The organism is Oceanibaculum indicum P24 (genome assembly GCF_000299935.1).
GTDB classification, from domain to species: Bacteria; Pseudomonadota; Alphaproteobacteria; order Oceanibaculales; family Oceanibaculaceae; genus Oceanibaculum; species Oceanibaculum indicum.
In genome coordinates, this window is sequence record NZ_AMRL01000008.1 from 1 (window position 1) to 21,276 (window position 21,276).

Annotated in this window: 24 protein-coding genes and 1 pseudogene; 14 read left to right on the forward strand and 11 right to left on the reverse strand. The window is 66.1% G+C overall.

The genetic code is table 11. The features are described 5' to 3' along the window. Positions 1-127: 127 nt before the first annotated feature. Entirely contained in the window at positions 128-571 is a 444-nt protein-coding gene (locus P24_RS08130; RefSeq protein WP_008944226.1) for a DMT family transporter, read from the forward strand. 70 nt (positions 572-641) lie between these two features. After that, positions 642-2,120, forward strand: coding sequence for an N-acyl-D-amino-acid deacylase family protein (locus P24_RS08135; RefSeq protein WP_008944227.1), 1,479 nt, complete (start codon positions 642-644; stop codon positions 2,118-2,120). Between the two features lie 139 nt (positions 2,121-2,259). Here P24_RS08135 and P24_RS08140 read toward each other — a convergent pair whose 3' ends face one another. Both P24_RS08140 and P24_RS08145 read right to left on the reverse strand, forming a co-directional pair. Beyond that, entirely contained in the window at positions 2,260-2,961 is a 702-nt protein-coding gene (locus P24_RS08140) for an alpha/beta fold hydrolase (RefSeq protein WP_008944228.1), read from the reverse strand. A 6-nt stretch (positions 2,962-2,967) separates the two neighbouring features. Then, positions 2,968-3,528 (reverse strand): isochorismatase family protein, encoded by a 561-nt coding sequence (locus tag P24_RS08145; protein WP_008944229.1) that lies wholly within the window; start codon positions 3,526-3,528, stop codon positions 2,968-2,970. Positions 3,529-3,674: 146 nt separating this feature from the next. Here P24_RS08145 and P24_RS08150 point away from each other — a divergent pair, with 146 nt between their 5' ends. From P24_RS08150 to P24_RS08180, 8 genes and pseudogenes are all read left to right on the forward strand, one after another. Beyond that, positions 3,675-5,174 (forward strand): DEAD/DEAH box helicase, encoded by a 1,500-nt coding sequence (locus P24_RS08150; RefSeq protein WP_008944230.1) that lies wholly within the window; start codon positions 3,675-3,677, stop codon positions 5,172-5,174. Positions 5,175-5,177: 3 nt separating this feature from the next. Beyond that, positions 5,178-5,420 carry an Lrp/AsnC ligand binding domain-containing protein gene (locus tag P24_RS08155; RefSeq protein WP_008944231.1) on the forward strand — a complete coding sequence of 81 codons (243 nt, stop codon included), beginning with the start codon at positions 5,178-5,180 and terminating at the stop codon, positions 5,418-5,420. A gap of 232 nt (positions 5,421-5,652) precedes the next feature. After that, complete coding sequence (locus P24_RS08160; protein ID WP_008944232.1) at positions 5,653-6,831, forward strand: ABC transporter substrate-binding protein; 1,179 nt, start codon at positions 5,653-5,655, stop codon at positions 6,829-6,831. Between the two features lie 70 nt (positions 6,832-6,901). After that, positions 6,902-7,774 carry a branched-chain amino acid ABC transporter permease gene (locus tag P24_RS08165; RefSeq protein ID WP_008944233.1) on the forward strand — a complete coding sequence of 291 codons (873 nt, stop codon included), beginning with the start codon at positions 6,902-6,904 and terminating at the stop codon, positions 7,772-7,774. Further along, positions 7,767-8,723, forward strand: a complete 957-nt coding sequence (locus tag P24_RS08170; RefSeq protein WP_008944234.1) for a branched-chain amino acid ABC transporter permease — start codon at positions 7,767-7,769, stop codon at positions 8,721-8,723. The genes P24_RS08165 and P24_RS08170 overlap by 8 nt, the downstream gene beginning before the upstream one ends. Before the next feature lie 32 nt (positions 8,724-8,755). Beyond that, positions 8,756-9,235: pseudogene (locus tag P24_RS20695) on the forward strand (ATP-binding cassette domain-containing protein); the annotation flags it as partial. A 99-nt stretch (positions 9,236-9,334) separates the two neighbouring features. After that, a complete protein-coding gene (locus tag P24_RS20700) occupies positions 9,335-9,466 on the forward strand; it encodes an ABC transporter ATP-binding protein C-terminal domain-containing protein (protein ID WP_407669829.1) in 132 nt (43 codons plus the stop codon). Further along, positions 9,466-10,152, forward strand: coding sequence for an ABC transporter ATP-binding protein (locus P24_RS08180; RefSeq protein WP_008944236.1), 687 nt, complete (start codon positions 9,466-9,468; stop codon positions 10,150-10,152). Before P24_RS20700 ends, P24_RS08180 begins: the two co-directional genes overlap by 1 nt. Here the strand turns inward: P24_RS08180 and P24_RS08185 are convergent. The 4 genes from P24_RS08185 to P24_RS08200 form a co-directional block, all read right to left on the reverse strand. Continuing rightward, positions 10,149-11,510: a hypothetical protein gene (locus tag P24_RS08185; RefSeq protein WP_008944237.1), complete on the reverse strand. Its 1,362-nt coding sequence runs from the start codon at positions 11,508-11,510 to the stop codon at positions 10,149-10,151. The two genes, P24_RS08180 and P24_RS08185, sit on opposite strands and share 4 nt — an antisense overlap. A gap of 263 nt (positions 11,511-11,773) precedes the next feature. Further along, on the reverse strand, positions 11,774-12,406 hold the full coding sequence (locus P24_RS08190; RefSeq protein WP_008944238.1) for an HD-GYP domain-containing protein: 633 nt from the start codon (positions 12,404-12,406) through the stop codon (positions 11,774-11,776). 86 nt (positions 12,407-12,492) lie between these two features. Beyond that, positions 12,493-13,110, reverse strand: a complete 618-nt coding sequence (locus P24_RS08195; protein WP_008944239.1) for an HD-GYP domain-containing protein — start codon at positions 13,108-13,110, stop codon at positions 12,493-12,495. A 145-nt stretch (positions 13,111-13,255) separates the two neighbouring features. Beyond that, a complete protein-coding gene (locus P24_RS08200) occupies positions 13,256-13,492 on the reverse strand; it encodes a DUF3297 family protein (RefSeq protein WP_008944240.1) in 237 nt (78 codons plus the stop codon). 162 nt (positions 13,493-13,654) lie between these two features. Here P24_RS08200 and P24_RS08205 point away from each other — a divergent pair, with 162 nt between their 5' ends. From P24_RS08205 to P24_RS08220, 4 genes are all read left to right on the forward strand, one after another. Beyond that, positions 13,655-14,302 carry a LysE family translocator gene (locus tag P24_RS08205; RefSeq protein WP_008944241.1) on the forward strand — a complete coding sequence of 216 codons (648 nt, stop codon included), beginning with the start codon at positions 13,655-13,657 and terminating at the stop codon, positions 14,300-14,302. A 68-nt stretch (positions 14,303-14,370) separates the two neighbouring features. After that, on the forward strand, positions 14,371-15,564 hold the full coding sequence (gene metZ, locus P24_RS08210; protein WP_008944242.1) for an O-succinylhomoserine sulfhydrylase: 1,194 nt from the start codon (positions 14,371-14,373) through the stop codon (positions 15,562-15,564). Then, complete coding sequence (locus tag P24_RS08215; RefSeq protein WP_456093835.1) at positions 15,561-15,986, forward strand: OsmC family protein; 426 nt, start codon at positions 15,561-15,563, stop codon at positions 15,984-15,986. Before metZ ends, P24_RS08215 begins: the two co-directional genes overlap by 4 nt. Beyond that, on the forward strand, positions 15,986-16,966 hold the full coding sequence (locus P24_RS08220) for an ATP-grasp domain-containing protein (protein ID WP_008944244.1): 981 nt from the start codon (positions 15,986-15,988) through the stop codon (positions 16,964-16,966). The genes P24_RS08215 and P24_RS08220 overlap by 1 nt, the downstream gene beginning before the upstream one ends. 256 nt (positions 16,967-17,222) lie before the next feature. Here P24_RS08220 and P24_RS08225 read toward each other — a convergent pair whose 3' ends face one another. Genes P24_RS08225 through apbC form a run of 5 tightly spaced genes read right to left on the reverse strand, consistent with a single transcriptional unit; the run spans position 17,223 to position 21,126 of the window. Continuing rightward, complete coding sequence (locus P24_RS08225) at positions 17,223-17,576, reverse strand: hypothetical protein (protein ID WP_008944245.1); 354 nt, start codon at positions 17,574-17,576, stop codon at positions 17,223-17,225. Positions 17,577-17,596: 20 nt separating this feature from the next. Then, a complete protein-coding gene (locus tag P24_RS08230) occupies positions 17,597-18,622 on the reverse strand; it encodes a DUF6352 family protein (protein ID WP_008944246.1) in 1,026 nt (341 codons plus the stop codon). A gap of 22 nt (positions 18,623-18,644) precedes the next feature. Next, complete coding sequence (locus P24_RS08235) at positions 18,645-19,127, reverse strand: DUF6505 family protein (RefSeq protein WP_008944247.1); 483 nt, start codon at positions 19,125-19,127, stop codon at positions 18,645-18,647. Between the two features lie 2 nt (positions 19,128-19,129). Further along, positions 19,130-19,900: a biotin/lipoate--protein ligase family protein gene (locus P24_RS08240; RefSeq protein ID WP_008944248.1), complete on the reverse strand. Its 771-nt coding sequence runs from the start codon at positions 19,898-19,900 to the stop codon at positions 19,130-19,132. Positions 19,901-19,908: 8 nt separating this feature from the next. Beyond that, positions 19,909-21,126: an iron-sulfur cluster carrier protein ApbC gene (apbC, locus tag P24_RS08245; protein WP_008944249.1), complete on the reverse strand. Its 1,218-nt coding sequence runs from the start codon at positions 21,124-21,126 to the stop codon at positions 19,909-19,911. Between the last annotated feature and the right edge of the window lie 150 nt (positions 21,127-21,276).

Below are 21,276 nucleotides of genomic sequence, written 5' to 3' on the forward strand. Positions count from 1 at the left end.
GCAATAAATGCGGGGGTGACAGTTTGAGCTTGAAGGCGGTTAGAGATTGTCCCGATTGCCTTGGCGACGGATTGCGCAGACAAATACGACAAGAAACCATCCCCCCAGAAAACTGACGGAGAAATCGATGGGTTGGGCCTATATCACCCTGGCGCTGTTCGCGGGCATCGTGGTGCCGGTTCAGGCCGGCCTGAACGCCGTGATGGCGCGCCATATCGGCGGCGCCCTGAACGCCACCTTCCTGTCCTTCATCATCGGCACCAGCGCGCTGGCCATCATCCTGGCGGTGACGCGCCCGGCGCTGCCCGGCATCGCCGCCTTCGGGCAGGTGCCGGTCTGGGCCTATGCCGGCGGGCTGATGGGGCTGATCTATGTCGCCTCCTCCACTTTCCTGGCGCCGAAGCTGGGCGCCGCCACCCTGTTGGCGCTGGTGATCGCCGGACAGATGATCGCCTCGCTCATCATCGATCAGTATGGCCTTGTCGGCTTCCCGGAAAACCCGATCACGCTGCTGCGCGTGCTGGGCGTGGTGTTGCTGGTCGCCGGCGTGGTGCTGATCCGCGCCTTCTGAGTACCGCCTCCTTGCCAAGCCCCGCCGGCTGGTCTGTAATCGGCGCTGACAAGTAACCGGAGGACATCCCATGAGCGCGCCCGTCGACGGCAAGGCCGATATCATCATCCGCAACGCCCGCCTGATCGACGGCACCGGCGGGGCGTCCTACCAGGGCGACATCGCCATCCGCGACGACAGGATCGTGGCACTGGGCGCGCTGGGCGGGATGAGCGGCGGCACCGAGATCGACGCGCAGGGCAAGGCGGTCGCTCCCGGCTTCATCGATGTGCACACCCATGACGACCGGGCCGTGCTGGTGAATCCGACGATGAAGAACAAGGTCAGCCAGGGTGTCACCACCGTCGTCACCGGCAATTGCGGCGTCAGCCTGGCGCCCTTGAAGATCGACCGCCGGCCACCGGCCCCGCTCGACCTGATCTGCGACACGCCGGAAGGCTTCTATGGCGATTTCGCCAGCTACCTGAAGGCGCTGGACGACGCCCCGGCGGCAGTCAACGTGCTGGCGCAGGTCGGCCATTCCTCGCTGCGCGTCGGTGCTGTTTCTGACCTGAACCGCGCCGCCTCTTCCACTGAAATCAAGGAGATGCGGAAGAAACTGGAAGAATCGCTGGAAGCCGGCGCCATCGGCTTTTCGACCGGCCTGTTCTATCCGCCCTCGCAGGCCGCCCCGACCGAGGAGGTGATCGAGCTGGGCAAGGCGCTGCACGACCATGCCGGGCTGCATACCACCCATATGCGCGACGAGGCGGACCACATCACCGACTCGCTGGAGGAGACCTTCCGCATCGGCCGCGAGGCCGACATCCCGGTGGTGATCTCGCACCATAAATGCTCAGGCGCGGACAATCATGGCCGCTCCGCCGAGACCCTGCCGCTGATCGACGCGGCGATGAAGAAGCAGCGTGTCGGCCTCGACGTCTATCCCTATATCGCCAGCTCCACCATGCTGAACCCGAAGCGCATGATGGGCGCCAGCCGGGTACTGGTCACCTGGTCGGTGCCGCACCCCGAACATGCCGGCCGCGATCTCGACGATATCGCGAAGGATATGGGCCTGCCGCCGCTGGAAGCCGCCGAGAAACTGCTGCCGGCGGGTGCGGTCTATTTCTCCATGGCGGAGGAGGATGTGCAGCGCATCATGCAGTATCCGCACTCGATGATCGGCTCCGATGGGCTGCCGCACGACACCAAGCCGCACCCACGCCTGTGGGGCACCTTCCCGCGCGTGCTGGGCCATTACAGCCGCGAAGTCGGGCTGTTCCCGCTGGAGGAGGCGGTGCGCAAGATGACCGGCCTGTCGGCGCTCCAGTTCGGCCTGAAGGACCGCGGCACGCTGAAGGTCGGCAATTACGCCGATATCGTGATGTTCGACCCCGCCACCGTCATTGACACCGCCAGCTTCGCCGACCCGATGCAGCCGGCCACCGGCATCGAGCTGGTGATCGTGAATGGCCGCCCGGTCTGGCGCGACGGCGCGGTAACCGGCACCCGCCCCGGCCGCGCCATCCGCCGCCAGCAGCTGGGGGCGTTTGGGGGGGCGGCTTAGGGCACAGTCGCAAACCTTGTCATTGCCGGGCTTGACCCGGCAATCCAGCCGCACCGGCTTATCCGAAGCTGTGAAGTCACAGGCTAAGCACCGCCCTGGATGCCCGGGTCAAGCCCGGGCATGACAAGAAAGATGCCCCCTACCCCCGGAGCCACTCGCGCAGCGCCATGTTCACTTCGGCGGGGCGTTCCAACGTCGGCAGATGGCCGGATTCCTCGATCACGACCAAGCGCGATCCGGCTATGCCAGCGGCCATCTCCTTGTGCAGGTCCAGCGGTGTCAGCGCATCCTGCCTTCCGCACAGCACCAGCGTCGGCGCCGCGATCTTCGCCAGATCGGCGCGCCCGTCGGGCCGGCCCATGATGGCCTTCTGCTGGCGGATGAAGCCGTCCATGCCGACATGCTCGGCCATCGCGAAGATGATCGAGGTCAGCTTCTCGTCCTCCTGCCGGTCGGGATGGATCAGCAGCGGCAGCAGGCGCGGCGTCACCCCCTTGAAGCGGCCCTTCTGCGCCAGATCGATGAGGCCGCGCCGGCGCACCGACTGTTCCTCCGTATCGGCACGCGGCGAGGTGTCGAGCAGCGCCAGCCGCATAACCCGCTCCGGCGCCTGGCGCATGATCTCCTGCGCGACATAGCCGCCCATCGACAGGCCGGCCAGCGCGAATTTCTCCGGTGCGGCTTCCAGCGCGGAGGCCGCCATTTCCTTCACCGATTCGTGGCGCGTGAGGTCGGCAACCTGGCAGTCCGCCATGTCGGACAACGCCTGCATTTGCGGCGCCCACAGCTTCTCGTCGCACAGCAGGCCCGGCAGCAGGACCAGGGGGATTTTCTCAGCCATTCCGTCTCAGCTCTTTTCTTTCAACCGCTTGATGAAGGGGATCATCGCCTTGAAGGCCGGCGTATCGGCCCGGCGCAGCCATTCGAAGACGACCATCTCGGACGTGGCGACGAGCATACCGGCCCGTTCCATCCGGGCAAGCCCGCGCTGCCGGTCCTCAGGGTCGCGCGAGGCGACGGCATCGGCAGCCACCACAACCTCATAGCCCGCCGCCTGGAGCCCGAAGGCGGTCTGCAGCACGCAGACATGCGCCTCGGCACCGCACAGCACGACCCGGCGGCGCTTCAGCGCGGCGACGCGGCCGGCCATCCCCGGCTCCGCCATCGCATCGAAGCATATCTTCTCGGCCACGGCATCGGGGGGCAGCAGCCCGGCCAGATCCGGCACCACGCCGCCCAGCCCCTTCGGATACTGTACCGTCGCCAGCACCGGCACCTCCAGCTCCCGCGCGGCGCGCAGCAGCAGGCCGCAGGCCGCGACCATGCCTTGCTGACCGTCGAGCGCCGGCAGCAGCCTTTCCTGCGCATCGACCAGCAGCATCGAACAATCGGCATGATGAAGCAGCATCGGCCCCTCGCTTTGCGGCAAAAGCGCGCTCAATAGCCCGCGAAGCCAGACAAAAGTTGACAGAATCGCATGCAACTCTAATATCGCCCGCGACGACAGGCGGTATTTTATTCGCCTGAGGCGCCATTTCCAAAGAACGGACCATAATGGGTTTCTCAGACCTGGGACTTAGCCCGGACCTCCTGCGCGCCATTGAGGACGCAGGCTATACGACACCGACTCCCATCCAGGAGCAGGCGATTCCGCAGGTTCTGATGGGCCGCGACGTCCTGGGTGTCGCCCAGACCGGTACCGGCAAGACCGCCGGCTTCACCCTGCCGATGATCGAAATCCTGGGCAAGGGCCGGGCCAAGGCCCGCATGCCGCGCTCGCTCATCCTGGAGCCGACGCGCGAACTGGCCGCCCAGGTTGCCGAGAATTTCGAGAAATACGGCAAGTACCAGAAGCTGAACATGGCGCTGCTGATCGGCGGCGTCTCCTTCGCCGACCAGGAAAAGAAGATCGACCGCGGCGTGGATGTGCTGATCGCCACGCCGGGCCGGCTGCTGGACCATTTCGGGCGCGGCAAGATCCTGCTGCAGGATGTGAAGATCCTCGTCATCGACGAGGCCGACCGCATGCTGGACATGGGCTTCATCCCGGATATCGAGCGCATCGTCGGCGTGCTGCCGAAAATCCGCCGGACGCTGTTCTTCTCCGCCACCATGGCGCCGGAAATCCGCAAGCTGGCCGACAAGTTCCTGATGAATCCAAAGGAAATCAGCGTCGCCAAGCAGGCCAGCACGGCCGACACGGTGGCGCAGCATCTGGTCGTCGTCGGCTCCAAGGCCAAGCGCGAGGCGCTGCGCAGCCTGATCCGCTCGGAGAATGTGAAGAACGCCTTCATCTTCTGCAACCGCAAGCGCGATATCGGCACGCTGCAGAAATCGCTGGTGCAGCACGGCTTTTCCGCCGTGGCACTGCATGGCGACATGACCCAGCCGGCCCGTACCGAGACGCTGGCGAAGTTCAAGAACAACGAAGTGTCGCTGCTGGTCTGCTCCGACGTGGCAGCGCGGGGCCTCGACATCCAGGCGGTCAGCCACGTCTTCAATTTCGACGTACCGAGCAACGCGGAGGATTACGTCCACCGCATCGGTCGCACCGGCCGCGCCGGCATGACCGGCCGCGCCTACACCATCGCCACGCCCGAGGACGCGAAATATGTCGCGGCCATCGAGAACCTGATCGGCAAGCCGATTCCGCGCATCACCCCCGATGACGTGGACGCCGAGGAACTGGACATGAGCGACGTCGGCGGCAAGCGCCGCCGCGGTGGCCGCAGCAAGGGCAAGCCGGAGGCGAAGACCGACGAGCCAAAGAAAACCGCTTCCGCCGAGAAGCCTGCCGCGAAGAAGGCCGCCAAGGACAAGCCGGTCTCTGAGAAGTCCACCAGGGAAAAGCCGGCCCGGGAAAAATCTGCCAGGACGGAACCCCGCCCCGAGGCACCAAGGCACGAGCCGATCCGCGACCGCCGCGACGAACCGAAGCGCGAGCGGGATCGCCGGTATTCACGCGACGACGAGCCCGTGGAAGTGACCGCCGGCTTTGGCGACGATGTGCCGGCCTTCCTGCTGCGGACGGTGAAGCTGAAGAAGAGTGCGTAGGCCATGAAAGCCATCTTCATCATGGTGAAGTGCGACCTCGGCCAGGCCTACAAGGTGGCCGACGAGGCGGTGCAGGGCGTCGAGCAGGTCTCCGAGGTCTATTCCACCTCCGGCCAGTACGACCTGCTGATGAAGTGCTATCTGGACGAGGATGCCGATATCGGCCATTTCGTGACCGAGCGCATCCAGACCCTGCCTGGCGTGAAGGACACCTTCACCCTGATCACCTTCAAGGCATTCGGGTAAGGCGACGTCTTTCCCTCGCCCTGACATAATCTCTTACCGTCACCCCCGCACTTGTTGCGGGGGTCCATGTTTCAGCCTGCTGGATCGCCGGTCGGGTAAGCTGAAGTCTGGATTCCCGCAACAAGTGCGGGAATGACGATCTTGGAAATCTACATTGCCGTTTGGTTTCAAATCCGCCTGCGCTAGGATGCCCGCCGTCTGACGACCCTGCATCCGGGAGGCTTGGGAACATATGAAACGGGCATCGCTGCTGGCCGCGGCCGCATTCCTCGCATCTTTCAGCCTGGCGCCGGCACACGCCGCCGAGCCGCTGAAGATCGGCTTCATCTCCACCCTGTCCGGCCCCGGTGCGGCGCTGGGCAAGGATCTGCTGGACGGCTTCAATCTCGGCATCGAGCAGTCCGGCGGCAAGCTGGGCGGCCGCACGGTCGAGCTGGTGACCGGCGACGACCAGCTGAAGCCCGATGTCGGCCGCCAGCTGGCCGAGCGCATGATCCAGCGCGACAAGGTGGACCTGATCGCCGGCGTCGTGTTCTCCAACGTCATGATGGCGGTCGCCAAGCCGATCTTCGATTCCAAGACCTTCATGCTGAGCCTGAATGCCGGCCCTTCGGCGCTGGCCGGCAACCGTTGCAGCCCCTACTTCTTCAACGTCGCCTGGCAGAACGACCAGAGCCATGAGGCGATGGGCAAGCATGTGAAGGATCAGGGCTTCAAGCGCGTCTATCTGATGGCGCCGAACTATCCCGCCGGCAAGGACGCGCTGACCGGCTTCAAGCGCTATTACAGCGGCGGCGAGATCATCGGCGAGGTCTATACCCAGATCAACCAGCCGGACTATGCGGCGGAGCTGGCGCAGCTGCGCGCCGCCAAGCCGGACGCGGTCTATATCTTCTATCCTGGCGGCATGGGCGTGAACTTCATCAAGCAGTACGCGCAGGCCGGGCTGAAGGAGGAGGTGCCGCTGTTAGGCCCGTCCTTCAGCTTCGACCAGACCATCCTGCCGGCGGTCGGCGACGCGGCACTGGGCGTCTACAATACCGGCTTCTGGAGCCCGGACATGCCGAACCCGCAGAACCAGAAGTTCGTGAAGGCGTTCGAGGCGAAGTACAGCCGCCCGCCCTCGCCCTTCGCAGCGCAGGCCTATGATGGTGCGCTTCTGCTGGCCTCCGCGCTGGCCGAGACCGGCGGCAGCGTGAAGGACGAGGCGAAGTTCCGTGTCGCGATGCGCGCCGCGAAGTTCGAGTCGGTGCGCGGCCCCTTCTCCTTCAACACCAACCACTACCCGATCCAGAACTTCTATCTGCGCCAGGTGGTGAAGAACGACGAGGGCCGCATCACCAACAAGCTGATCGGCACGGTGTTCGCGCGGCACATGGACGCCTATCACGACCAGTGCAAGATGAAGTGAGCCACGAGACGACAATCATCGTGAACGGGGATCGCGTCAGCGCGGTCCCCGTCGCCATTCCGGATACCGCATGACCCTCCTGCTCTTCATCGAACAGGTCCTGAACGGGCTGCAGCTCGGCACCATGCTGTTCCTCATGGCGGCCGGGCTGACGCTGGTGTTCGGCATCATGCATCTGATCAACCTGGCGCATGGCTCGCTCTACATGATCGGCGCCTATGTCGCGGCGACCGTGCAGCAGGCGACCGGCAGCTTCCTGCTGGGGCTGCTGGCAGCATTGCCCGCCGCTGCACTGGTCGGCATGGCGATGGAGGCGATTGCCCTGCGCCGGCTCTATGACCGCGACCATCTGGACCAGGTGCTGGCGACCTTCGGGCTGATCCTGTTCTTCAACGAGCTGGTGAAGATCCTCTGGGGGCCGCAGGCCTATTTCATGGCGGTGCCGGAGATGCTGTCGGGCAGCGTGGAAATCCTGCCCGGCGCGCCCTACCCCGCCTACCGGCTGGCCATCGTCGCAGCCGGCATCGCGGCGGCGCTGTTCCTCTACCTTCTCATCACCCGCACGCGCATCGGCATGCTGATCCGTGCCGGGGCTACCAACCGCGAGATGGTGAACGCGCTGGGCGTGAATGTGGACCGGCTCTACATGCTGGTGTTCGGGCTGGGCGCAGCGCTGGCCGGGCTGGCCGGCGTGATGGCCGGGCCGCTGCTGGCGCTGGAGGTCGGCATGGGCGAGAACATCCTGATCCTTGCCTTCGTGGTCATCGTCATCGGCGGCATCGGCTCGGTGCGCGGCGCCTTCGTGGCGGCGCTGCTGGTCGGCATCGCCGACACGTTCGGGCGCGTGCTGCTGCCCGGCGCGCTGTCGGAAATGACGATCTATATCCTGATGGCGGCGATCCTTGTCTGGCGCCCGCAAGGGCTGTTTCCCGCACATGCGTGACCTTCTGCGCCGCATCATCCTGTGGGGCGGGCTTGCCCTGCTCTGTGTGCTGCCGCCGCTGGCCGACGCGCTGGGCGAGGGCTTCTATACAGTGATGGTCAGCCGCGTGCTGATCCTGGCGCTGGGGGCGGTCAGCCTGAATCTGATCCTGGGCTATGGCGGCATGGTCAGCTTCGGCCACGCCGCCTATCTAGGGATCGGCGCCTATGTGGTCGGCATCCTGTCCTACCATTCCGGCGAGTGGTTCGGCACCGAGAGCGCCTTTATTGCCTTTCCCGCCGCGATGCTGGTCTCCGCCCTGTTCGCGCTGGTGACCGGCGCCATCAGCCTTCGCACCAGCGGTGTCTATTTCATCATGATCACGCTTGCCTTCGCGCAGATGGTCTATTTCTTCTTCGTCTCGCAGCAGGAATATGGCGGGATGGACGGCATGCAGATGTGGGCCCGCTCCGCTGCCGGCCCGCTCGACCTGTCGGACGATGCCAGCTTCTACTACCTCGCCCTCGTCCTGCTGCTGGCGGTGCTGTTCCTGAAGTACCGGCTGGTGCATTCCCGCTTCGGGCTGGTGTTGCGCGGCATCCGCGAGAATGAGCGCCGCATGAAGGCGCTGGGCTTCGCGACCTACCGCTACAAGCTGGTGGCCTTCGTGCTGTCCGGCATGGTGGCCGGGCTGGCCGGCGCGATGATGGCGAACCTGACGGAATTCGTCAGCCCGTCGCTGCTGCACTGGACACGCTCCGGCGAGCTGATGGTCATGGTCATCCTGGGCGGCATGGGTTCCATCGCCGGGCCGGTGCTGGGTGCCTTCGCCTTCCTGGTGCTGGAGGATGTGCTGGCCGAGATCACCCAGCACTGGATGATCGTGCTGGGGCCGCTGCTCATCCTCATCGTGCTGCTGGCGCGGCGCGGCCTCTACGGGCTGCTGACGCCCGAAGGTAGAAGCAAATGAGCGCGCTGCTCTCCATCCAGGGGCTGGAGAAGCGCTTCGGCGGGGTCACCGCCACCGACAGCCTGACGCTCGACATAATGCCGGGCGAACTCCACGCCATCATCGGGCCGAACGGGGCCGGCAAGACCACGCTGATCGGCCAGCTGTCGGGCGAGATCGCACCCGATGCCGGGTCCATCCGCTTCAAGGGCCAGGCGATAACCGCTCTGCCGGTCGAGCGGCGCGCGCTGCTGGGGCTCGCCCGATCCTTCCAGATCACCAGCGTGCTGCAGGGCTTCACCGCGCTGGAGAATGTGCTGCTGGCGGCACAGGCGCATGACGGGCACAGCTTCCGATTCTGGAAGCCCGTCCTCGCCGAGACGACGCTGCGCGATACTGCCATGGCGGTGCTGGACCAGGTCGGTCTCGCCGGCCGCGCCGCTATCCCCGCCGCCGCCCTGGCGCATGGCGAGCAGCGCCAGCTGGAACTCGCCATGGCGCTGGCCGGCAAGCCGGACCTGCTGCTGCTGGACGAACCGATGGCCGGCATGGGGCCGGAGGAATCGGTGCGTATGACCGAGCTGCTGGCTAGGCTGAAGCGCAGCGTCACCATCCTGCTGGTCGAGCACGACATGGACGCAGTGTTCCGCCTGGCCGACCGCATAACCGTGCTGGTCTATGGAAGCGCCATCGCCACCGGCACGCCAGACGCTATCCGCGCCGACGAATCCGTGCGCGCCGCCTATTTGGGGAGCGATTCCTGATGCTGCGGCTGAGCGGGGTGGAAAGCTTCTACGGTGCCAGCCAGGTGCTGTTCGGCATCGATCTGGAGGTCGGCGCCGGCGAGGTCGCCACGCTGCTTGGCCGCAACGGCATGGGCAAGACCACGACCGTCCGCGCCATTCTGGGCCTCACCCCGCCGCGTCAGGGCGAGATCGCGCTGGACGGGCAGCGGCTGGACGGGCTGCCGCCCTACCGCATAGCGCGGGCGGGCATCGGGCTGGTGCCCGAAGGGCGTCATGTCTTCCCCACCCTTTCCGTCCGCGAGAATTTGATCGCCACCGCGCGCGGCGGCGGCTGGACCGAGGAGCGGGTGTTCGCCCTGTTCCCGCGCCTGTCCGAACGCGCCGGGCAGCGTGCCGGGACACTATCGGGCGGCGAACAGCAGATGCTGGCCATCGGCCGGGCGCTGATGACCAACCCGCGCCTGCTGATCCTGGACGAGGCGACGGAAGGGCTCGCCCCGCTGATCCGCGAGGAAATCTGGCGCTGCGTCGAGGCGCTGAAGGCGGACGGTCAGGCGATCCTGCTGATCGACAAGAATATCGATGCGCTGCTGCGCCTCGCCGACCGGCACCACATCATCGAGAAGGGCCGCATTGTCTGGACCGGCGGCTCCGCGGAACTCGCCGCCGACGAGGCGCTGCGCCACCGCTATCTGGGTGTTTAGGCCAGCAGCAGCATCCCCAGGCTGTAGAGCGCGACAATGCTCAGCATGAGACGCAGGTTGGTGCCGTAGGCGAGCTGCCGGGCGGAAACCTCGAACAGCTTGGCGCACACCAGGAAGGAGATCGAGCCCATCGCAGCCAGCGCGCCGAAGGCCCAGCCGATCAGCCCGGCCAGCGCCAGCAGCGCCAGATGCAGCTGGTCCGGCATGTGCGGGCCGAACAGGGTCAACAGCACGGTCATCGGCACCATCATGTGTACCCCGGCGGAAACCACCGAGATCATCACGATCAGCGTCACCGCGATCATCGCCCCGGCATCGAGATAGGGCGTCAGCATCTCGACCAGCTGACCAACCTCCGGCGTCACCGTGATGGCGGCGGCGAACCACATGGCGGCAACGAACACCGCCGATTCCATGTCGAAATTGACCGCCACCTGGCGCACCAGCCGGAACATCGCCATGCCCCGCCCGCTGGTGCGGCGGTCGCCCGCGACCTCCGCCAGCAAAGCGATCACCAGCGCCGAGGATGGCACCACCACGATGGCCGACTGCACGGTGGTGAGGCCCAGCGTCAGAATGGTGGCAATGTTAACCACCACGATCACCACGATGGGCAGCAGCACCGCACCCAGCGCGCCCCAGAACCGGCCCGTCAGCTGGCGCGGCAAGGCGCACTGGCCAATCAGGAACGGAAAGGCCAGCACCGCCAGCGCCAGCGCGAAGCCCATGCCCATCAGCAGCGGCAGATTGACCTCCGGCAGCGCCGCCACGGCGACACCCATCGCCACGGTGAAGGGCGAGAAGAAGATCGCGATGCCCATGCCGCGCATGCCCCAGACCGCAAGGTCCTGCCGGGTCTCCTGGTCGCGCTCGCGCGTCAGGAAAGGGGCGATGACGCTGACCGCGCCAATCGCCAGCGGCACGGAGAAAGCAAAGCTGAGCAGTTGCATGGCGCCACGCCGCGCCTGCAGCCGGAAGGCGACGAGGCTGTCCTGCACCTCGGCGAGGCGCGGTGCGGTCTGGACGATGCTGCGCAGCCCGTGCAGACAGGTGACGAAGGCGGTCAGCCGGGCTGCCCGCTCCAGCCCTGCCAGCCCCTCGCCCCAGCCACCGACGCGCCAGATCAGCAGCGTGCCGATGCCACCGAACACGATGACGGCAAAGCGCGGGAAGCCGCCGCGCACGATAGCGCCCCACAGCGCGATCATCGCCGCCATCAGCGCGGCGACGGTGATCGGCCAGCGCCAGCCGGACAGCAGCTCCGTCACCGCCAGAATCCAGATGATCAGCACCAGCAGGGGGATTGCCTGTTCCGCCTGCTTCTCGCCGGGTTTCTTCGCGCGTGCCGCTTCCGCCATGAGGCCCCTGCCGGTTTCGTCGGGGCCTATTGTGCCCGCTCCAGCCTATTGTGCGGGTGCGAAGATTGCATGGCTAGACCGCGCGTGTGCGGTGGTAAATCTCAGAACAAAGCTGCCTTATGCTTCGAGACGCCGCCCAAGGCTTTGGGCGGCTCCTCAGCATGAGGTCACTAAAGGGCACCGCCGGATATCCCAAACACCCCTCGCCCTGAGGAGCCGGCGACAAGCCGGCGTCTCGAAGGGCATGGCCGGCATGGAAAACCTCAGTGATAGCACCGCCAGTGCCAGGCGATTTCCGCATGGTGCAGTTCGACCACGCGCTTTACCTGCGGGCAGAATTTGTCGCGCGGCGTGCGCTCGTCGCCTTCCAGGATGATCGCCATGGCTTTATCGTGAGTCATGCCATCGCGGTAGGGCCGGTCCTCACGCAGCGCGTCATAGACATCCGCCACCCCGACGATGCGGGCCTCCAGCGGTATCTCCTCCCCCTTCAGCCCGAAGGGATAGCCGGACCCATCCATCGCTTCGTGATGATGCAACGCGATGCTGGCCGCCAGCTTCGCCAGCCGGCCGACATGCTGCATCAGCATCTCGTGGCCGGTCGCGGGATGCCCGCGCATCAGGGCGAACTCCTCCTGCGTCAGCCGGCCCGGCTTGCACAGTATTTCCGCCGGCACCTGCAGCTTGCCGATATCGTGATAGGCAGCAGCCGTGCCCAGCGCCAGGCACAGGCCCTCACTCACCCCCATATGGCGGGCGATCACCTCGGCAACATCGCCGACGGCGTTCTGATGGGTCTTCAGCCGGTATCGGGCATCGGCGCCAATGACTGCATCGGCTTCGAGCCGTGCGATCCACTCCGCCGATTCCAACTCTGCGCTTGCGGGTTCGGTCATGCTTCCCCGTCGTGACGCGTTCTCCTGGAGCCGACGATATTACAATTCGATTATTAATCGCAATGGTTGCGTCAAGGAGGCAGATTTCAGGCGTTGCACAGCCGCCAGCTTCGGGCGATCTCATCATGGCATTCCTCGGCGGCGCGCAGCACTTTCGGGCAGAACTTCGCCGGCCAGGTCCGGTCATCCCCGTCCAGCAGAACCGCCATCGCCTGATCGTGCGACATGCCCGCCCGGTAGGGCCGATCCTCGCGCAGCGCGTCATAGACATCCGCCACCCCGACGATGCGCGCCTCCACCGGTATATCGCGCCCCTTCAGCCCGTTCGGATAGCCGGACCCGTCCATTGCTTCATGGTGATGAAGGGCGATGCGGGCGGCCAGCGGCGCCAGCCGGCCGGACTGCCGCGCCAGAATATCGTGGCCGAACAGCGTATGATGGCGGATCACCGCATATTCCTCCGCCGTCAGCCGCCCCGGCTTGCACAGTATTTCGGAGGGCATGCGAAGCTTGCCGACATCGTGATAGGCGGCGGCCCTGCCGATGGCCGCGCTGAGCGGCCGGCCGAGGCCAAGCCGGCGGGCAATCAGGCTGGCCACACCGCCAACAGCGTGCTGGTGCGCCTGCAGCCGGCACCTGGCCTCGCCATCCAGGCTGGTGTCGGCTTCGAGGCGGGCAAGCGCCGCGCGGTCGCCAATACTCATGGCGCGGCCCGGTGTGCCGGGCGCGCGTGCTGACTGTCTTTCACTGGAATTTCTTTAATCGACGAAACGGGATAACCACGCTTTGCGCGGCACCATAGCCGAGTCGTCCGCCCGAAAATTGATCTATGTCAATGCAGGCCGCATATCAGCCTTCCTTCAGGAACACCTCGACCGGGCCCTTCAGCAGGATGGTCAGCGGGTTGCCGTTGCGGTCCAGCGTCTTGCCGGCCGCGACGCGGATCCAGCCCTCACTGATGCAATATTCCTCGACATTGGTCTTCTCCACGCCTTTGAAGCGCACGCCGACGCCGCGCTTCAGCAGTTCCTCGTCGAAATAGGGGCTGGCCGGATTGACGGAGAGACGGTCGGGCAGATCGGTCATGGCGCGGGCCTTCTGTCGGCTGGAAATGTTGCGCCCTCTCCTAACGTCGAAATACGGACTCGGCAAGGGCCGGCCTATTGTACGGGCGACAATACTCCCCGTGACAGCGGTCCGGGGCGCGCTAGGATTGGCCAGTATCGACACCACAGCGCCGGTTCCGCCATGTCCCCGATCCTGATCCTCGCCAGCGTGTTCGCCATCTTCATCCCGGCCCTGATGCTGCCGGGGCCGGACTTCATCGCCGTGGTGCGCTCCTCCATGACACGCGGCACGGCGGCGGGCCTCATGACCACGCTGGGCGTCACGCTGGGCCTCGGCATGTATGCCAGCCTCAGCCTACTGGGCCTGTCAGCGGTGCTGGCGGAGTATCAGTGGCTGGCCTGGAGTGTGCGCGTGCTGGGTGGCTGTTACCTGATCTATCTCGGCATCCGGCTGTTTCTCGCCAGCCGCGGCAAGCCACAGGAGATCGTCATCGAATCAGCCGGCGAATCAGGCCGCCCGCGCGGCAACCCGCTGATCTTTGGCTTCCTGGTCACGCTGACCAACCCGAAGGCCATCGTGCTGTTCGCCAGCGTGTTCGCGCCCACCGTCAGCGCCGGCACGCCGCTCTGGTTCATGGGGCTGATGGTGGCGCTGGTGATGGCCAGCTCGCTCGTCTGGTATTCCATCGTCAGCCTGTTCATGTCCTCCGGCCCGGTGATGCGCCGGTTCCGCAACGCACAGCACTGGATCGAGCGGCTGGCCGGCGTGTGCTTCGTCGCCATCGGCGGGCGCATCCTCGCCGATGCGCGCAACCCGGTGACGCCCTGAGGGCACCTTGACTCGGGCTTGGCCGCCCGCCTACCGTCCGTTGCTTGATCAGGGGGCGGAAAACCGACATGGCCGACAAGGACAGACGCGCAGACTGGAAGCCGCAGACGCAGCTGGTGCGCGGCGGGCAGAGGCGCAGCCCGTTTTCCGAAACGTCAGAGGCGCTCTATCTCACTTCCGGCTTTGTCTATGACAGCGCCGAGGAAGCCGAGGCTGCCTTCAAGAATGAAGGTTCCCGCTTCGTCTATTCGCGCTATTCCAACCCCACCGTCGCCATGTTCGAGGAACGGTTGCGCCTGCTGGAAGGGGCGGAGACCTGCGCCGCCACGCCCAGCGGCATGGCGGCCGTCGCGGCGGCGATGCTGTGCTTCCTGAAGGCCGGTGACCGGGTGGTGTCGTCGCGCGTGCTGTTCGGCTCCTGCCACTGGATCGTCTCCACCCTGCTGCCGCGCTATGGCATCGAGACGGTGCTGGTCGATGGCGGCGACCTGGAGGCCTGGCGCGACGCGCTGAAGCCGGGCGCGCAGGCCGTATTCTTCGAGACGCCATCGAACCCGATCCTGGGGCTGGTCGATATCGCCGCCGTGGCGGAGCTGGCGCATGCGGCGGGGGCCCGCGTCATCATCGACAATGTGTTCGCCACACCGATGCTGCAGCGCCCCCTGGAGCTGGGTGCTGACATCGTTGTCTATTCCGCCACCAAGCATATCGATGGCCAGGGCCGCTGCATGGGGGGCGCCATCCTGGGCCCGGCGGACTGGCACAAGGAATTCCTCTGGCCCTACTACAAGCATACCGGCCCGTCGATGAGCCCGTTCAACGCCTGGGTGCTGCTGAAGGGGCTGGAGACGCTGGATCTGCGCGTCGAGCGGCATGGTCGCAACGCGCTGGCCGTGGCGACCGCGCTGGAGGCGCATCCCAAGGTCGGTAAGGTGCTGTATCCGGGCCTGCCCAGCCATCCGCAGTACGAGCTGGCGCAGCGCCAGATGAAGGGCGGCAGCAACCTGATCGCCTTTACCGTGCCCGGCGGCAAGGAGGGCGCGTTCCGGCTGCTGAACGGCCTCAGCCTCATCGATATCTCGAACAATCTGGGCGATGCCAAGAGCCTGATCACCCACCCCGCCACCACCACCCACCGCGCCGTGCCGGCAGAACAACGCGCCGCCTTCGGCATCGAGGACGGGCTGGTGCGCATCTCGGTCGGGCTGGAGGATGCGGAGGATATCATCGCCGACCTGAATGCGGCACTGGAGGCAGTATGAGCATGAAGACGCGGGTGAAATGGATCGACGGCATGGCCTTCATGGGCGAGAGCGGCACCGGCCACGCCGTGGTCATGGATGGCGCGCCGGAGAATGGCGGCCGCAATCTGGGGCCGCGCCCGATGGAGATGCTGCTGCTGGGGCTGGGCGGCTGCACCGCCTTCGACGTGGTGATGATCCTGCAGAAGGGCCGCCAGCCGATTGAGGATTGCCAGGTCGAGATCGAGGCGGAACGCGCCGAGGACCATCCCAAGGTCTTCACCAAGGTGCATATGCGCTACCTCGTGAAGGGGCGCGGCCTGTCGGCGGATGCCGTCCATCGCGCGGTGGAACTTTCGGTCGATAAATACTGCTCGGCCACCCATGTGATAAACAAGACGGCTGCCATGACCCATGAGGTCGTGATTGAGGAGCTGGGCTGATGTTTCCAGACATGGACGATGCGCGGATCTACGTGCTCTACGAGAACGCCGACTGGCTGGCACCGCTGGCGGAGCTGTTCGACGCGCGCGGCCTGCCCTGGCAGGGCTGGGACCTGTCGGACGGGGCCTTCGACATCTCGTCGGAACCGCCGCACGGCCTATTCTTCAGCCGCATGAGCGCCTCCGCGCATACCCGCGACCATCGCTACTCCACCGACCTGACCGCCGGTGTGCTGACCTGGCTGGAACGCCACGGACGGCGTGTGGTGAACGGTGTGCGCGCGCTCGACCTCGAACTCTCCAAGGCACGCCAGTATGCGGCGCTGGAGAAGGCTGGCATCGAGACGCCGCGCACGGTCATGGTGCTGGGCCGCGACCGTCTGTTCGAGGCCGCAAAGGCGCATTTCGGCGACGGGCCGGTGATCCTGAAGCCGAATCGCGGCGGCAAGGGACTTGGCGTGCAGCTGTTCAACAGCATGGATGGGCTGGCAGCCTATGTCGAAAGCCCGCTCTATGAGGAGCCGGTGGACGGCATCCACCTGCTGCAGGAATACATCAAGGCGCCGGAGCCCTTCATCACCCGCTGCGAGTTCGTCGGCGGGCGCTTCCTCTATGCCGTGCGCGTCGATACCAGCGGCGGGTTCGAGCTGTGCCCGGCGGATGCCTGCGCGGTCGGCGACGCCTTCTGCCCGGTCGGCGAGGAAGCGGCGCGGCCGAAATTCGAGATCGTGCCGGAGATCGACCCGGTGCAGAAGGCCAGCTACGAGCGGATGCTTGCGGAAAACGGCGTGGAAGTGGCCGGTGTGGAGTTCATCGTCGGCGCCGATGGCCGGGCGCGCACCTACGACATCAACACCAACACCAACTACAATACCGAGGCGGAGGCCCGCGCCGGCCTGTCGGGCCGTGGCACGCTGGCCGATTTTTTCAGCGCCGAACTGGCCCGGCTCTACCCCGGCACCGCCCACGCGGCTGAGTAGGTTTCTGCGCCTTCCCCATCGCCCGGTTGGCTGACGCTCGCCAGCCTCTCCTTTCAACTCCGCCCGTCACCCCCGCACTTGTTGCGGGGGTCCAGGCCTCAGCTTGCTGGATGTCGGTCGAGCTGGCTGAAGTCTGGATTCCCGGCACCCCATGGGATTTGGGGCCGGGAATGACGGCAGGAGGAATGGGGCGACGAGAGAAAATTCTTCTTCAGCACACAGTGAATGCTGGATGAGGGGAAGACGAACCTCCCCCTCACCTGACCGGCGTGAAACCGGGCGGCGGACGGCCGCCGGCACCGCCCGGAGGGCCGCCGGCGCCCTTCGTCTGGGCGCGGCACATGGCTTCGGCGCGGCCCTTGAAGTCCGCCGCCTGGGCGGCCGAGACGACCTTGTCCTTCACCATCTGGTCGATCTGCGCCGCACGCTCGACAAAGCACAGCGCGAACGGGTCGTTCGCCGCCCCGGCCTGCCCTTCCGCAACACCGCTGCCGAACAGCCTGTCGCGTTCGTAATAGCCAAGGAACGCCGCCGCCCCGACAAAGACGAGGGCCGCCAGCGCCCGCGCCGCCGGGCGGTCGATGAAAGCGCCGTTCGCTGCCTGGGCCATCCTTCTTCCTCCCTTGCTTGCTAGACGGTCTCCGCCAGCGGCAGATTGACCAGCAAATTCTGCGGTTTCATCCGCAGCAATTCATTCTCTCCCTTGGCAAGGCCGAGATAGATCGGCCGGCCCGCCAGCTGCGGCAGCATGGCGTTTGTGTCGCGGAATTCCAGCCGGAACAGGGAGAGGATATCGGCCAGCCTCTCCTCGCTGACCTCCTGCCCCTCATAGAGGTCGTTCAGGATGTTGGTGGACACGCTGTCGAGCCCGACATGCCAGCTCCAGCGGTCGTCACTGATCGACTGCACCGGGGCGACCCGCACCTCGGCGCCGGTAAAATGCGCGATCCAGGTCTCCAGCACCCGGCACAGCGCATCCAGGCCGGGCCGGCCGAAGGTCATGTCCAGCACCATGTCGAAGCGCTCGGCGCGCTCCCAGTACTGATGCGCGTTCTCCTCGGTCATCACGTCGAGGTCGATCTGCCTGAGCGGCGTCTGCGCCTCGACGATCAGCCGGCCCAGATCGCCGAACCCGCCGGTGGAGGCATAGAGGTCGATGACCTCCTCATCGGCCAGCATGATGTTGCCGTCCTGGATCGTCACCTTCTGGCTGCGGAACAGCAGCTCGGCGGCACGCAGCCGGAACGGGTCCTCGCAGCCTTCCAGCAGGCCGCGCAGGATCACATGCACCATCTGGTCGAGGAAGATCGGCGCCAGCCGCACCGGTTCCACCGGCCCGTCCAGCTTGAACAGCGCGGCATAAGCGGCCTCGATGGTGCCGTGGCGCAGCAGATGGTCGCGGAAATTCAGGACGATCTCGTAATTCTCCCGCGCATCCTCATCTTCCATGCGCAGCAGCTCCGCCGGCTTCACAACGCGGCGCGGCTCCTCCATCAGCGCGGCATGCAGCGCCCGCTCATTGTCGCAGGATTCCTCGACCGGCACGACCTCCGGCCGGTTAAAGTAGGCGCGCAGGTAATCGTCGGTCACCGCAAGCTGGTTATCCGCCGTCCGCTTCAGCAAATAATAGCCGGAAGATATCCAGAAATCAGGCATTTAGAAAACTTTCCAGAACCAATTATTCATTATCGGGCACCAGCGCCCATATCTTTGCGTGATCGGCCTCGCGCGGCGGCTGCAGGGCGCGGAACCGTTCACGGATACCGCCTTCCTCCATCTCGCGCTCGACCGCCAGCAGCATGTTCACCCGGTGCTCCGCCGCCAGGCTTGCGGCAAACTCCGCCTCGGATCGGGCCACCGGCAGCGCGGCCTCGACCGAGGGCGCACCGTAGCGCGCGACGAAATGCTCCGCCAGCCTGCGGATGACCGCCTCGTAGGACTCCGTATCGATGTCCGACACCGACACGAAGGTGGACCAGCCAAAGCTTTCCGTTCCCAGGAAGGCACTGCGGAAAGCGACACGGCGCTTGCCGACCAGATCGCCCGGCCCGCTGTCGGCGAAGGCGAAGCTGCCGGAGACCGCCCATTCGCCCGACTCGGCCGCCTGCTCGAAGACCTGCGTATCGGTGGAATCCATCCGGATGGTGCGCGGAAACAGCATGGCTACAGCGCCCAGCCCGGCCCGGCCAGCACGGCGGACAGCGGCAAGGCCTGCACCGCCTCGGTCTGCAGCAGCATGCCGCCCTCCTCGTCCAGCCCGATGAAGGTGCCGGCATGCTGTTCGCCGGCATGGGACAGGGCGACGCTTTCCCGGTAGCCGCTGCCGCGCTCCAGCCAGTGCGCCGCGATGGGGCGCAGCCCCTCCTCCTCGAACCGGTTCACCCAGAGCAGGAAATGCCGGCTGAACGCCTCCAGAATGTCGGGCACGGTCAGCTCGCCGCAGCCTTCCTCATGCAGCGCGGTGCGGGTCGGGTCCATGCCCGGCTCCTCGCCGCCGATCAGCTCACGCTTCACCAGGATGGTCAGGCCCAGCACCAGCCAGTCCGGCACGGCATCGGCCGCACAGCCTTCCGGTGCCGCCAGACGGAAGCCGCCAGCCAGCCCGCCATTCACCTCGATCCGGTCCGGCCAGCCAAAGGTCACCGCCACCTGCGGCGGCACAATTGCGCCCAGCGCATCGCCGATGCCAATCATGCCGACATGCAGGATCGGCAGGGCCTGCGCCAGCGCCTGCTCCGGGTGCAGCACGATGGCGAGTTCGACGCGTTCCTCGCGGTCCTCCCAGAACAGGGTGGCGGGATCGGCCCCCTGCCGGGCGGCGGCGAGCGCGGCTTCGAACGCATCCTCGCCCGCCGGCAGCCGGACGCCTTCATAGACCGGCGGGAAGACCGGCTTTTCCGTCACCTCCAGAAGGCTGCGGGTTGCCTCCTCCATGATCCGGCCTATTCGACGCTGATCTTCGGCATGGCCCGCACGGCACCACCGGACAGCCGCGCCCAGACCGCCTCGGCAATGGCGCGATAGGCCGCCGCATGCGGGCTGGAAGGCTGCGAGACCACGATGGGCTTGCCGCCGTCGGAGGTCTCGCGGATGGCGATGTCGAGCGGAATCTCGCCCAGGAAATCGACGCCCATGCGCTCCGCCTCCTTGCGCGCGCCACCATGCGAGAAGATGTCGCTGCGCTCCCCGCAATGCGGGCACAGGAAGTAGCTCATATTCTCGATCACGCCGAACACCGGCACATCGACCTTGCGGAACATGTTCAGACCCTTGCGGGCGTCCAGCAGGGCGATGTCCTGCGGCGTCGAGACAATGACCGCCCCGGCCAGCGGCACGCGCTGCGCCATGGTGAGCTGCGCATCGCCGGTGCCCGGCGGCATATCGACCACCAGCACGTCCAGATCGCCCCAATCGACATCGCGCAGCATCTGTTCCAGCGCGCTCATCACCATCGGGCCGCGCCAGATCATCGGCGTATCCTCTGCCACCATGAAGCCCATGGACATGCATTTGACGCCGTAATTCTCCATCGGCTTCAGCGTCTTGCCATCCGGCGTGGTGGTCGGCTTGCCGGTGATGCCCATCATGCGCGGCAGCGACGGACCATAGATATCGGCGTCCAGCAGTCCGACCTTGCGGCCGATGGCAGCCAGCGCCAGCGCCAGATTGACCGAGGTTGTGGATTTGCCGACACCGCCCTTGCCCGACGCCACGGCGATGATCGCACGCACGCCCGGCACCAGCGGCTTCGCCTGGGCCGGCTGCTGCCCCGGCTGCTGCGGGGCGTGCGAATGGCCGTGCACATGGCCATGGGCATGAGGAGCTGTACCGCCAACACGGCTGCCAGCCGCCGGCTTGCCGCCCAGCGGGCGCGGTGCGGCAGCGGGAGCAGGCGCAGCGGGCCCGCGGGCGCTGTGCGCGGTCAGTGCGGTGGTCACGCCGGCAACACCCGGCAGCGCCTCGACGGCCTTCTGGGCCTCCTGCCGCAGGCCTTCCAGCTTCGGGCCGCGTGAGGGGTCGACCTCAATAGCGAAGCTGACGCGGCCCTCCTGCACGGACAAGCCGGTCACCATGCCGAGCGACACGATATCCTGCCCGCGATCCGGGTCGCGGACGGACTTCAGTGCCTGCAGGATCTGGTCTTCGGAAATCTGAACCATGATGTTCTTCTTTATGCGTTAGGTGGCGGTTTGGCCTACTGATATCACGGCTTGGGTGCGGTTGGACAAGCCCGCCGGTCATACCAATATGGTTTGGCCTTCAACAAGCGGTCGGATTGGCCTATAAGCCGGGTCCGAAAGTCCCGCAGG

What these genes read in the sequence shown, in the direction of transcription:
- P24_RS08130 (WP_008944226.1), top strand. Translation starts at nt 128, where the DNA reads ATGGGTTGGGCCTATATCACCCTGGCGCTGTTCGCGGGCATCGTGGTG.
- P24_RS08135 (WP_008944227.1), top strand. Translation starts at nt 642, where the DNA reads ATGAGCGCGCCCGTCGACGGCAAGGCCGATATCATCATCCGCAACGCC.
- P24_RS08140 (WP_008944228.1), bottom strand. Translation starts at nt 2,961, where the DNA reads ATGGCTGAGAAAATCCCCCTGGTCCTGCTGCCGGGCCTGCTGTGCGAC.
- P24_RS08145 (WP_008944229.1), bottom strand. Translation starts at nt 3,528, where the DNA reads ATGCTGCTTCATCATGCCGATTGTTCGATGCTGCTGGTCGATGCGCAG.
- P24_RS08150 (WP_008944230.1), top strand. Translation starts at nt 3,675, where the DNA reads ATGGGTTTCTCAGACCTGGGACTTAGCCCGGACCTCCTGCGCGCCATT.
- P24_RS08155 (WP_008944231.1), top strand. Translation starts at nt 5,178, where the DNA reads ATGAAAGCCATCTTCATCATGGTGAAGTGCGACCTCGGCCAGGCCTAC.
- P24_RS08160 (WP_008944232.1), top strand. Translation starts at nt 5,653, where the DNA reads ATGAAACGGGCATCGCTGCTGGCCGCGGCCGCATTCCTCGCATCTTTC.
- P24_RS08165 (WP_008944233.1), top strand. Translation starts at nt 6,902, where the DNA reads ATGACCCTCCTGCTCTTCATCGAACAGGTCCTGAACGGGCTGCAGCTC.
- P24_RS08170 (WP_008944234.1), top strand. Translation starts at nt 7,767, where the DNA reads ATGCGTGACCTTCTGCGCCGCATCATCCTGTGGGGCGGGCTTGCCCTG.
- P24_RS20700 (WP_407669829.1), top strand. Translation starts at nt 9,335, where the DNA reads ATGGACGCAGTGTTCCGCCTGGCCGACCGCATAACCGTGCTGGTCTAT.
- P24_RS08180 (WP_008944236.1), top strand. Translation starts at nt 9,466, where the DNA reads ATGCTGCGGCTGAGCGGGGTGGAAAGCTTCTACGGTGCCAGCCAGGTG.
- P24_RS08185 (WP_008944237.1), bottom strand. Translation starts at nt 11,510, where the DNA reads ATGGCGGAAGCGGCACGCGCGAAGAAACCCGGCGAGAAGCAGGCGGAA.
- P24_RS08190 (WP_008944238.1), bottom strand. Translation starts at nt 12,406, where the DNA reads ATGACCGAACCCGCAAGCGCAGAGTTGGAATCGGCGGAGTGGATCGCA.
- P24_RS08195 (WP_008944239.1), bottom strand. Translation starts at nt 13,110, where the DNA reads ATGAGTATTGGCGACCGCGCGGCGCTTGCCCGCCTCGAAGCCGACACC.
- P24_RS08200 (WP_008944240.1), bottom strand. Translation starts at nt 13,492, where the DNA reads ATGACCGATCTGCCCGACCGTCTCTCCGTCAATCCGGCCAGCCCCTAT.
- P24_RS08205 (WP_008944241.1), top strand. Translation starts at nt 13,655, where the DNA reads ATGTCCCCGATCCTGATCCTCGCCAGCGTGTTCGCCATCTTCATCCCG.
- metZ (WP_008944242.1), top strand. Translation starts at nt 14,371, where the DNA reads ATGGCCGACAAGGACAGACGCGCAGACTGGAAGCCGCAGACGCAGCTG.
- P24_RS08215 (WP_456093835.1), top strand. Translation starts at nt 15,561, where the DNA reads ATGAGCATGAAGACGCGGGTGAAATGGATCGACGGCATGGCCTTCATG.
- P24_RS08220 (WP_008944244.1), top strand. Translation starts at nt 15,986, where the DNA reads ATGTTTCCAGACATGGACGATGCGCGGATCTACGTGCTCTACGAGAAC.
- P24_RS08225 (WP_008944245.1), bottom strand. Translation starts at nt 17,576, where the DNA reads ATGGCCCAGGCAGCGAACGGCGCTTTCATCGACCGCCCGGCGGCGCGG.
- P24_RS08230 (WP_008944246.1), bottom strand. Translation starts at nt 18,622, where the DNA reads ATGCCTGATTTCTGGATATCTTCCGGCTATTATTTGCTGAAGCGGACG.
- P24_RS08235 (WP_008944247.1), bottom strand. Translation starts at nt 19,127, where the DNA reads ATGCTGTTTCCGCGCACCATCCGGATGGATTCCACCGATACGCAGGTC.
- P24_RS08240 (WP_008944248.1), bottom strand. Translation starts at nt 19,900, where the DNA reads ATGGAGGAGGCAACCCGCAGCCTTCTGGAGGTGACGGAAAAGCCGGTC.
- apbC (WP_008944249.1), bottom strand. Translation starts at nt 21,126, where the DNA reads ATGGTTCAGATTTCCGAAGACCAGATCCTGCAGGCACTGAAGTCCGTC.